This window comes from Clostridium sp. JS66 (assembly GCF_033561535.1).
In the GTDB taxonomy this organism is placed as follows: domain Bacteria; phylum Bacillota; class Clostridia; order Clostridiales; family Clostridiaceae; genus Clostridium_AM; species Clostridium_AM carboxidivorans.
Map to the genome: position 1 here is coordinate 4,746,438 of NZ_CP131467.1, position 12,230 is coordinate 4,758,667.

The following is a 12,230-nucleotide window of genomic DNA, read 5'->3' on the forward strand; positions in this document are numbered from 1 at the left end:
CTATGCATACAATTTTCCATCTTCAATAGTAATAACTCTTTCTGCCTGTTTAGCAACATTGGGATCATGAGTTATTATTATTATAGTTTGTCCCATTTTATGCAGTTCTTTTATAAGTTCCATAATTTCTTTACTAGTTTTGCTATCTAATGCACCTGTTGGTTCATCTGCTAAAAGAAGTTTTGGCTTACCAACCAATGCTCTTGCTATAGCTACCCTTTGCTGTTGGCCTCCTGAAAGTTGATTAGGCCTATGGTGTTCCCTTCCCTTTAGACCTACTTTTTCAAGTTGTTCCATTGCTAAGTTTCTACATTCCTTCGCACTAATTCCTCTATATAAAAGAGGCACTTCTACATTTTCCACTGCATTTAATTTATTAAGCAAATTAAAGTTTTGGAATATGAAACCTACTTGTTTGTTTCTAATTCTAGTCAATTCAGCTTCGCTGGCTTTTTCTACATTAATATTATCAAAGATATAATTTCCTGAGTCTGAAACATCTAAGCATCCTACTATATTCATTAATGTGGATTTTCCTGATCCTGAAGGACCTATAATAGAAACAAAATCATTTTCTTTTATACTTAAATTTATATTATCTAAAGCTTTTACTTCCGTATCTCCCATGATATAAGCTTTACTTAAATCCTTAATTTCAATCATTAGTTTTCCCCTTTCCCTAAGTTCTAATTTCCTTGTGTACTACTTTTTCCACTTCCCTGGTTATTTGAGGATTTACTATTGCTTCTTGATCCTCCCCCTTGCATCATTTGAAAACCACCCATACCTTTCATCTTAGACGAATTACTATTTGAAATTTGTACTTGTGGTATTTCAATTTCCTGTCCAGCTATTAATCCATTAGTTATTTCTACCATTCTTCCATTGCTAATTCCCACTTCAACCTTTTGCAATGTAGTTGATCCATCATTTTTAGGTAGCATTACATATTTTTGACCCTTAATATCCTTTACTGCTTCTACAGGAACTGCTATTACATTATCCTTAGATTCAGTTATTATTGTAGCTTCAGTAGACATTCCAACCTTAATATTATCTATGCTATCAAATTCTATTATTACATCAAAGTTTGACACTCCATTAGAATAGGTTCCCTGCTGACTGATGTCCTTAATAGTTCCTGTAAATTTTTCATCAGAATAAGCATTAACTTTAATATCTGCCTTTTGACCAATTTTTAAACTCGGTAAATCTGTTTCATCTACTGATATAGTAGTATAAAAATTCTTGTTATCAAACACTGTTATAAGCTGCTGTGATGCATTTATACTATCACCTACAGCTACACTTATATCACTTACAACACCATCAAAAGGTGCTAATATAGCATCGCTTCCATTTTTAAATGTTATAAGCTCTTGCCCTTTAGTTACCGCCTGATTTTTACTTACTAGAACAGAGTCCACAGTATCCTTACTAACAGATTTAATAACTTGTGTTTCTGAAGACTGAACACTACCTGAACCTGAAACTGACTTTTTAATACTTTGAATTGATGCCTTTACTTTAGAAAACTGCGAAGTTTTGCTTACAGTTGCTGCTTTAGCTGTAATATTTTTATATACTCCAACTCCACTAACTCCTAGCACAGCTACTAACATTATACTAATGGTTACCTTTTTCATAATCATCTATCCTCTCTATAATAATTAATTTAATATACCTCACTACGAAATCAATTATGACATTACAACCTTAACTTTTCCTTAATTTCATTAAACAAATAAAATGTATTTCTTCTATGTAATGGATAATTTGGGTTAAAGTATTAACAATGTCAAACGAGATAATATAGAGTACATATTTTTAAAAATGGTTATATTTAGCTTAATCTATCAGCAAAATTATATTAAAAATTTCACTATAATTGGTAAATTTCTAAATTAAAAGGAGTTGACATTATGATTTCTAAACAATCATTAGATGCTTTAAAAACATTTACTGAATTTGAAGCAAACTTAATACCTGGAGGTGTAGTTTATGGTATTATAGAAGGAGATACCATGACATGGGTAAAGTATTCTGACAATCTTGACCTTAATGTATTTTATGTTGGACTTAAACTAGACCATAATAGTACTACTATGACTGCTATTCGTGAAAAAAGAGCCATGTCTCAAAATGTTCCTCGTTCTGTTTACGGTACGAGACTAACTATTTCTTCCATCCCCATCATAGATGAACAAGGTAATTCTATTGGAGCTTTTTCTATGGCAATTCCAAAATTGCATCCAGTAGTAAAAGCATTTCCAGACTTTGCACCAATGTTATCTGAAATGTTTTCTGAAGGTGTTCAGCTTAGATTAACAGATCTAAATAAAATTATACTTACTCAATCATCTCAAAAATTTGATATACCTTCTTTAAAAGAAGGCGTTTCCCTTAATGAAAATTCCATTGAAAGTAAAGCAATAAAATCAAAAAAAACTCAGGCAGAAGAAATTGATAGTCTAGAATATGGAGTTCCAGTTAGGTTATCGGCTTATCCATTATTTGATGAAGATACTAATGAAGTGGTAGCTGCTTTTAGTGTCACTACACCAAAAGAAATTGCTGTAAATTTGCGCAACATGTCCTCTAATCTCGAAAACAATCTTACTGGAATATCATCTACTATCCAAGAATTAGCAGCCTCTGCATCCCAAATACATGCTAACCAACAAAATCTTAATACTACTATTAATGAGATAACTGCTTTATCAGAAAAAATTAACGAAGTCTCACATTTTATAAAAGAAATTGCAGATGAGACTAAGATGTTAGGTCTAAATGCTTCCATAGAAGCAGCAAGAGCTGGAGAATTTGGAAGAGGCTTTGGAGTTGTTGCTAATGAAATTAGAAGACTGTCTGATCAATCAAAGAGTACAATACCTAAAATTGCAAAATTAACAGAAGATATAATAGCAAAAGTAGATGAATCAAATAAAAAAAGTGAAAGTTCTTTATCTGCTAGCCAAGAGCAAGCTGCTGCTACAGAAGAAATTACAGCAGGCATAGAAGAAATAACCTCTACATGTGAAGAATTAAATAAAATTGCACATAGTCTTTAATACTTTGTTTAATAAAAAAACTTACAAAGCTAATTGAGTGTTATCTTTTAACTTTGTAAGTTTTTTATTTTGACTTGTTTAATTATGTACACTTTTTTCACATAAGTGTTACTATTAATATATAAGCAAACTATAAATGTTAAAATAATACTAGCAATGCAATAAAACTACATTGTAGAAACATCGTTTAATTTCAAGGAGGTCAAAATGAGCTTAATTAAAGATTATAGAAGTGATGCAGCAACATTGCCAACATTAGAAATGCGACAAGCTATGGCGAATGCCGAAGTAGGTGATGATTTTAATGGCGAAGATCCAACAGTAAATCGATTGGAAAAGATGAGTGCTAAAATATTTGGAAAAGAAGATGGGATGTTTGTTATTTCAGCTACTATGGCAAATCAAATAGCTATTATGACATCTACTCATCCTGGTGATGAGGTACTGGTAGGTGAAGAATCTCACATTTATAATATGGAAACTGGAGCACTAGCTGCTCTTTCAGGAGTTCAAACTAGATCTCTTCACAGCCAAAATGGACAGTTTAATTTTAAAAATGTAGAAAAATCAATTCATAAAAGTGGATTACAATTTCCTTCAACAAAAGTACTATGTTTAGAAAATACTTACGATTTAAATCGTGGAATTCCACTCTCCCAAGAGTACATATCTGAACTCTCTTTATTGGCTCATAAAAATGATTTACTGGTGTATTTAGATGGAGCTCGAATAATTAATGCTGCAGTTGCTCTTAAAGTTGATCCTGAAATCCTATGCCAAGGAATTGATATTATGCAATTTTCTCTTTGCAAGGGATTAAGCGCTCCTGTGGGTTGTATTCTTCTTGGTACAAAAGATTTTATTAGACAAGCACGAAGAATGAGACAAAGAATTGGAGGTGGAATGGCACAAGCAGGACATATGGCAGCCGCAGGTATTGTTGCACTTAAAACCATGATTCCCCAAATAAAAATTGATCATCTAAATGCTAAACGTTTAGCCGTTGGACTTGCCAATTTAAATAACAATCTAGTTGATGTGGAAAATACTTTAACTAATATAGTACAATTAAATCTTAAAAATATTAAAAAAGATGCTTGCTACGTATCTAGTGATCTGCAAAAACATGGTATAAAAATAAAAGTAATTGATTCAACAACTTGTCGATTTGTAACTCATAGAGGTATTACAACAGAAGATATTGATGAGACAATTGATGTATTAAAAAATATATTACTGTAAAACATACACTGCTATTGCAATTATAAAAATTATAGAAAATTTCAACTAATAAATCTTGCATAAAATCCCATCCTTTGTTTATTTCATCACTTGCAATCATAAAACATTTTGATGGGATTTTTTATTCTTAAAATTTTTTCATTTAATTTATCAAACTTATTCAAGTGCTTAATAATAGTAACTTATTGCTAATTCATATGCAACTTGCATAAGAATATAATAATTATGAGATATTTTTTAATTCTTCAATACATTCATGAATTAATTCAAGTATTTTATTCATGCTTTCAATATAAAGCTTACACACAGCTTGATTTCTTTTTGCATATTTAATTCCTCTTTGCCTTGGAGAATCTGATAAATTTTCAATTAAATTGGTATCTTGCATAATTGTTTTCAATGGAACTACTGCAATAATATTAATAAGACTATTTATATAAGTTTTTCCTTCGGAAACTTTATCAATTTCTGAAAATTGTTGTACAACTTTATTTACATCTGTTTTAATATTTCCTTTATTAAATTCATATATAATTTTACATAACTCTATTCCTTCTTCATATTTTGACTTAATTAAGGTGATTTCCTCTTCTAACTTCATAATTTGATGAATAACTCTATATTTATCAAATTTTATTTTATTATTAAATGTGTTTTTTATTATTTCATTAGCATTTATATTTTCCATACATAACTGATCTAATGTTTTTCTTAGTTCTGCTATACAGGTTCCTTTTATCTTAGCGCCTCCCTCAGTACAATTTATAAATCTAACTTCTTTATTATTATATATGTAATCTTCTAACCATTGTCTAAAATTTTGAAGTGATATATCAGTTAAAACTCTATCATTATAATTTCCTTCTACATAAAACAAATCATCTCTATTACTTAAATCTGCTCCCCATTTAGCACCAGAAAAATCATCATGACTTTTATTATCTGTATACGCAAGGTCTTGTCCAATAAATATTACATTTTTACATCCCATATAAACAGCAAGTATTGTGCTTAAATGAGCTACTGATGATATACTTGGAAACTTTTCATATTCTCTTTCAGTTATTTTACTCACAAATTCATGAAAAAGCACTGTACAAAACATATTAAAGTTTTCTATATTCTTTATAGCTTTATTATTTGCATGTTCTGTACTAACAAAATACAGTCCTTTATCAAAGGAATCCTTAAGAAAATCATATACAATATCTCCATGATCAATCATACAAACTAAATGAGGTACTATCCCTTCACTAGACATATAATTAACATTCCTTGCACTAGTAATAATAACTGCTTTATCATTGTATTCTTTTAATATGTGCAAGTTTTTGCTTAAAGAAGGTCCTGAGGATACTATCACTGCTGTTTTTCCGCAAAATACATCTTTAAGCTGATTAGCACAACTTGACTTAACAATATAAGGTATATTATCAAATAAAGCTTTTAAAATATCATTTGACATAACTTGCATTGTATCCTTATTCACAATGCTATTATTAAAAGCTTTTTTTATACATTCAATAGCGGTATTAGTAAACTCATTATGAGCTTCATTATATCCCGGGCAAATTATAACATCTAAAGCACTTGTAAAAAATATACTTTTAATATTATTTTCAAGAATTTCATTTATATCGCTACTATTATAGCAAATTTCTAATTTAATCCTGTTATCATTAAGGACTTCCGATAAATCCCTTATAGCTAATGCACAATTCATCATCTGAATATCATTTTCTAATACAATGAAATCACTATTACCAATGTTATTTAAAAGTTTACTAATGCAATTTCCTAAACCAAAACCAATTACTATAATTGTCCTTTTTCCTGATTTTATATTTTCCCCAAACTCTTTTATTCTTCTATCTTCATAATCAATATAAATCCAATTTTCATTTTTTCTTACCATACCAGTATATATGCCTTGATTATTTTTCAATATTCTATAATTTCCCGTATTTATTGTTTGATCTATTAAATTTATTTTATGCTTTTCCTTTAATATAGAAATATTTGTATCATAGAAATTCATTACTTTCCTCCTGAGACTTATATTATATAAAATAGAAGAGTTGTATTTCTCAATTCAACTCTTCTATTTAAAGCTAGTCATACAGCTAAAATATTTATTAGCAAATGTTTAATTCATAATTGTAAAATTTATTTTGTAAGAAGATTTTAAATCTTTACCTTCAGCTGAACTCATCTTTTTATTTACATACAATGTATAAGTTTCACCTAGCTTGTACATTCCTGAAACCGGAATTATAGTAATACATTTTTTATTACTTAAAATGTTAATCTTCACCGGAACTATTTTTCCGCTAGAATCAAGTACAATTATATTTGATGCAACATCATATTTAACAGCAACCTCTTTAGTAAAAGCAATTGTCCATACCTTACTTGGACTTACTGGTTGTGTAGATATATTAAAAGTTTTGGCCTTTTGCAGTTCAGTATCAGTTGGTTTTAGTACTGTCGTTGGAGTTACCGTAGACAATACCGTCGTTTCTACCGGCTGTACAGGTACAACTATTATTGGAGGCTGTATTGATGCTTCCTCTGTCTTAAAATAAAACCTGTATTGATTATCCTCGTTTCCAGCATTATCTTTATTAATTATTGGATTTCCTACTGTGTCTGTTACTCCATTTACTATCACTGAATATATTTTTCCTTTTTGTAACTTGTTTTCATTTGGGATTATACTCATACTTCTTCCATTTGCTGCTACACTAACTGTGTATGAATCTTCTCCAATTGGTACAGAACTTCCATTTTCATATATCTTCACTGTTTTAGTAGTTACATTAGCTAACTTATCATCGGGATCATTTATCTCCCCTAATACAAATCCCGAATAACTGCCATCTACTTTTATATTTGTTATTAAACTTGCTGAATCTAGTCCAGAACCTGTATTATTTACTTTTGACCTTATAGTATCTAATTTCAATACTGGAGATAGACCTGTTGTAAAGCTTATATTCTGTGGATTGGTTATTGCATTTCCTGATGCATCTGTTATGTTTCCTATTGTCAATGTATAGTTGCAGTTATCTTCAAAACCTACCATATTTAATGATGATGAATTATTTATTATTATTTTATCTTTTCCGTTAGAATAATAATCCGTATTATCTTCCAGTGTTACAACTGAATGCCCTTTCTTATTAAGTCCATTTAGATCTAATAATATTTGTTTTCCTGTTACACTATCTGTTTCTGTTAACTTTATAAGATTGTTTATTAAATTTCCATTACCTGCATATATAGAACTTCCATATCCATCTTTTTTTATTACATCATTATCATTAAATTCTACTACTATACTTCCACTGTGTTTATTTATATTTACTCCTTTATCTCCATCATGCAAATCTTTTTGATTATACATTCCATAATCATCACTTGATGTATAAACTCTTTCTATACTTGGTGCCACCTCATCCCCTGTCTGAAAATAGAATCTATATTGATTGTTTACATTTCCATCATGATTTCCTATCGGATTTCCTTCTGCGTCTGTTACTCCATTTATAACTACAGAATATATTTTGTTCTTCTGTAATGCATTCGCATTCGGTTTTATTGTTATCTTCTTTCCATCCCCTGATAAACTTACATTGTATTCACTACTGCCTATCGGCGTATTACTGCTGTTTTCATATATTTTTACAGTACTTGTATTTACATTTGCCAACTTATCATTCTCATCACTATATCCTGCATCTACTACAAATCCGTTATAATTTCCATCTACCTTTATGTCTGTTATTAAACTTCCTGCGTTTATACTTGAACCTGTATTTCCTACTCCTGATTCTTCCCTGTTCAAATTTATTACTGGCGCTGGTCCTGTTGTAAAGCTTATATCCTGTGGATTCATTATCACATTTCCTGATGCATCTGTTATATCTCCTATACTCAACTTATACATTGAGTTTTGCATTAATCCTGCAATATCCATTGATGACATTGGTGTTATTACTATTTTGTCCTTTCCATTTCCATAACTATCACTGTCATCTATAAACTGTATTCCCCTATTTGTGTATCTGTCAAATCCTCCTATATTTACTGTCTTTTGTTCACCTGTTATACCATCTACCTTTGTTAACTTTATCAAATTGTTTTCAAGTATTCCATTTCCTGCATATACCGAACTTCCTAAAGCATTTTTCTTTATAACATCTGTATCATTAAATTCTATTACTATACTATTACTGCCATTCCAGCTGTTACTTACATTTTTATCTCCGTTTTTAATTTCTTCATAGTTATATATATTACTCATCCAAACACTTGCTGTACCTATTTTCCCAATACTTGGTGCTACTTCATCCCCTGTCTGGAAATAGAATCTATATTGATTGCTTACATTTCCATCATGATTTTCTATCGGATTTCCTTCTGCGTCTGTTACTCCATTTATAACTACAGAATATATTTTGTTCTTCTGTAATGCATTCGGTTTTATTGTTATCTTCTTTCCATCTTCTGATAAACCTACTATATATTTGTCACTTCCTACTGGCGTAGTACTTGCATTTTCGTATATCTTTACTGTGTTTGAGTTTGCATTTGCTAACTTATCGTTCTGATCACTATACCCTGCATCCACTACAAATCCGTTGTAATTTCCATCTACCTTTATGTCTGTTATTAAACTTCCTGCGTTTATACTTGAACCTGTATTTCCTACTCCCGATTCTTCCCTGTTGAAATTTATTACTGGCGCTGGTCCTGTTGTAAAGCTTATATCCTGTGGATTCGTTATCACATTTCCTGATGCATCTGTTATATTTCCTATACTCAATTTATAGGTTGAGTTTTTCAGCAATCCTATCATGCTCATTGATGACATTGGTGTTATTTGTTATTAAGCAATTTATTTGCTTAATAACAGGTTCAAAAAAAGTAAATTATAATAGCCTTTCTTTTTACGTCAGATTAAATAATCTGACACAAAAAGAATAAGATTATTTAATCTGACTATAATTTAAAAATATAAAAAATTTTATAGGACTGAAAAAAAGTGATAGAAATAATAAAGATGCCTTACGGCATAAGAAAATATAATAAGCTTAATAAGTATAATAGGTTTCCCATAAAATATGGATGCGAAGCATGCGGATATGAAGGAAAACTATATAGACATGGATTCTACTATAGAAATTTGATTACATTTAACAAAGCTTATAGAGTAGTTATCATTAGATATAGGTGCAAATCATGCCATAAGACGTACTCTCTTATTCCAAGTTTCATAATACCTTATAGACAATACACCTATCATGTTATATTAACTTGCCTTATTATTATGTTTAAATTTAATTACTCATTTAGCAAAATTATTAAGTTTGTTAACTCTATAAATTGTATGTTATCCATAAACAAAACTCATTTATCATTTTGGAAAAGCAGACTAATAACTTCTTTAACGGCTATTCGCCTATTTTTTGCACAACTTAAAATATTTTGCCCTGATACCAAAAATGTTTTTCCATCCAATTTACTTACAATGATTACTGATTTTTCACGTTTAAGATATGATTTTAATTTAAGATTTTTCTTAGATATGCCTAAATATTTTTTCTGTAAACCTTAATTACAGAAGCTTTAGTTTTTTTGCCCTTTATCAAATTAAACACTTCTTATTTTTTTAATGCTTATTTACTTAAAACTTGTCTCAACTTTTAAATTTTATTTTGAAGTTCTTATATTTTTCCACACAACTTTTAACGGTTAAGGCTGATTATTGAGGTACATAATTAAAAATGAAAATAAACTCAAAGTTGAAGGAGGCATTTAATTATGATATCTCATGAATTAAGCCAAAAAATAGCTCTGTTTAGATACTCTCTAATTGCACCTATAATCACTAATACTTTTACTCAATCTTCTGTTAAAGAATATTTATCAGAAATTGCTGCTAAATCTTATACTATGCCTAACGGCGGAAGAAAAGAGTATTCTCCGGCTACAATTAAAGGTTGGTTAACCTTATATAGGAAACATGGTATAGACGGTTTATATCCTAAAACAAGAGATGACAAAGGTTGTTCAAGAAAAATTTCGCAAGAAACAAAGCAGTTCATTATAAACTGCAAAATTAATTCCCCCAAAAAAACTGCTAAACATATATATCATGAAGTTATTGCCAAAGGATTTGAAAATGAAAACAATATATCTCTTTCTACAATAACTAGATTCATAAAACAGGCTAATATAGCACCTCAAAAGCTGGCGCCTCAAGATAGAAGAGCCTTTGAATTTGAATATGCGAATGAATGTTGGCAGTCTGATGTATCTGTTGGACCTTATCTCACTATTCAAGGCAGAAAATATAAAACTTATATTATAGCTTTCCTTGATGATGCTAGTAGGCTTATTGTTGGATGTAAAGTATTTTTTAAAGATGATTTATTGTCTCTTATGGCTGTTTTTAAAGATGCGGTAGCATCTAAAGGTATTCCTAAAAAAGTTTTTGTTGATAACGGAAAGATATATAAAAGTGAACAGTTTCAACTTATATGTGCTTCACTTGGGTCTATTTTAAGCTTTGCTAGGCCATATTCTCCTCAATCGAAAGGTAAAATTGAAAGGTGGTTTCAAACAATGCAAAAACAATGGATGAATTCAATAAACTGGGGTGATTTTAAGTCAATAGACATTTTGAATGAATCTCTATTGACTTATGTTAATCACTATAACAAAACCTTTCATTCATCAATAAATTCTACACCCTTTGATAAATATATGAATAATATTGAAAATTTAAGGTTTGTTTCCTCTAAAAGTGAACTTGATCATTTATTTTTATATAAAGTTCAACGTACTGTTAAAAATGACTCCACAGTATCCATAGGAACTAAATTATTTGAAGTTCCATTAAAGTATGTAAGAGAAAAAATAAATATTCGTTATGATCCTACTTCACTTGATAAAGCATACATCTTCTCTGAAGATGCTAAGCTTACAGATACTATTTTCCCACTAAAAAAAATTGATAACTCAAAGGTTAGAAGATCTAATAATGATTCTGTTGATTTTTCTGCCTTTAAAGCTAACTAACCGGAGGTTGATATTATGTATAAAACTTTTTATGGGTTAACCTTTGACCCATTTGATAAAAATATTGATTTAACACACAGCTTTAAATTCCAAGACTTTAATCACGCATTAAGCAGATTAGAATTTTTAAAATCTGTTTTGGGCATTGGTGTACTTACTGGTGAACCCGGAGTAGGTAAGTCTTTCCTACTCCGTTATTTTGTAAATTCACTCAACCCCAATTTATATAAATGTATATATATTCCTATTTCGACCTTAACGGTCATGGATTTTTACAGAGCTCTTTGTGATGGTCTTGGAATAATTCCTGCCTGTAAAAAAGTTACTATGTTTAAACAAATACAGGAAGCTATATACACTTATAGTCATAGTAAAAATATAACCCCAGTCATTATATTAGATGAATGTCAGTTTTTAAGCAATTCCATCCTTGATGATTTAAGAATTATATTTAACTTTAATATGGATTCAAAGAATTATGCTATGCTAATTCTTTCAGGTCAACCTAACTTTTTACTTCAACTCAGCAGACAAATTCATGAAGCGCTGCGCCAGCGAATTTTAATGAATTATTGCTTACGAGGGCTAACGCCAGAAGAATGTAAACCCTACATAATTTCAATGCTTAAAGCCGCAGGCTGCATAGAACCTATTTTTACTGATGATGCATTTGAACTTATGTATTCAACCACAAATGGCTCTATAAGACCTTTAAATTCTCTAACGAGAATGTGTCTTATTTCTGGTGCTAATCAAAAACTTTCCTCTATTAATGCTGAAATAGTTTATAAAGCTCAAAGCGAAATTGACCTTACAATTTAATTTTAAACA

General features: G+C 29.9%; 9 protein-coding genes. 5 read left to right on the forward strand and 4 right to left on the reverse strand.

Annotated features, from left to right (window positions below; translation table 11 throughout):
* Together Q6H37_RS21870 and Q6H37_RS21875 are read right to left on the reverse strand one after the other, a co-directional pair.
* A complete protein-coding gene (locus Q6H37_RS21870) occupies positions 1-663 on the reverse strand; it encodes an ABC transporter ATP-binding protein (RefSeq protein ID WP_318736586.1) in 663 nt (220 codons plus the stop codon).
* Between the two features lie 23 nt (positions 664-686).
* Positions 687-1,646, reverse strand: coding sequence for an efflux RND transporter periplasmic adaptor subunit (locus Q6H37_RS21875; RefSeq protein ID WP_318736588.1), 960 nt, complete (start codon positions 1,644-1,646; stop codon positions 687-689).
* A gap of 276 nt (positions 1,647-1,922) precedes the next feature.
* Here Q6H37_RS21875 and Q6H37_RS21880 point away from each other — a divergent pair, with 276 nt between their 5' ends.
* Together Q6H37_RS21880 and Q6H37_RS21885 are read left to right on the forward strand one after the other, a co-directional pair.
* Complete coding sequence (locus Q6H37_RS21880) at positions 1,923-3,071, forward strand: methyl-accepting chemotaxis protein (RefSeq protein WP_318736590.1); 1,149 nt, start codon at positions 1,923-1,925, stop codon at positions 3,069-3,071.
* Positions 3,072-3,278: 207 nt separating this feature from the next.
* Positions 3,279-4,313 (forward strand): GntG family PLP-dependent aldolase, encoded by a 1,035-nt coding sequence (locus Q6H37_RS21885; RefSeq protein ID WP_318736592.1) that lies wholly within the window; start codon positions 3,279-3,281, stop codon positions 4,311-4,313.
* Positions 4,314-4,536: 223 nt separating this feature from the next.
* Here the strand turns inward: Q6H37_RS21885 and Q6H37_RS21890 are convergent, their stop codons facing one another.
* On the reverse strand, positions 4,537-6,351 hold the full coding sequence (locus Q6H37_RS21890) for a motility associated factor glycosyltransferase family protein (protein WP_318736594.1): 1,815 nt from the start codon (positions 6,349-6,351) through the stop codon (positions 4,537-4,539).
* 108 nt (positions 6,352-6,459) lie between these two features.
* The gene (locus Q6H37_RS21895; protein ID WP_318736595.1) at positions 6,460-9,165 is read right to left on the reverse strand and encodes an Ig-like domain-containing protein; all 2,706 of its coding nucleotides are present in this window, start codon (positions 9,163-9,165) and stop codon (positions 6,460-6,462) included.
* 213 nt (positions 9,166-9,378) lie between these two features.
* Between Q6H37_RS21895 and Q6H37_RS21900 the strand changes: the two genes are divergently transcribed.
* The 3 genes from Q6H37_RS21900 (at position 9,379) to Q6H37_RS21910 (ending at position 12,221) form a co-directional block, all read left to right on the forward strand.
* Positions 9,379-9,933 (forward strand): DUF6431 domain-containing protein, encoded by a 555-nt coding sequence (locus tag Q6H37_RS21900; RefSeq protein ID WP_318742904.1) that lies wholly within the window; start codon positions 9,379-9,381, stop codon positions 9,931-9,933.
* Between the two features lie 206 nt (positions 9,934-10,139).
* Positions 10,140-11,399: a DDE-type integrase/transposase/recombinase gene (locus Q6H37_RS21905; protein WP_318734736.1), complete on the forward strand. Its 1,260-nt coding sequence runs from the start codon at positions 10,140-10,142 to the stop codon at positions 11,397-11,399.
* Between the two features lie 15 nt (positions 11,400-11,414).
* Positions 11,415-12,221, forward strand: coding sequence for an ExeA family protein (locus Q6H37_RS21910; protein WP_318733562.1), 807 nt, complete (start codon positions 11,415-11,417; stop codon positions 12,219-12,221).
* Positions 12,222-12,230 lie beyond the last annotated feature (9 nt).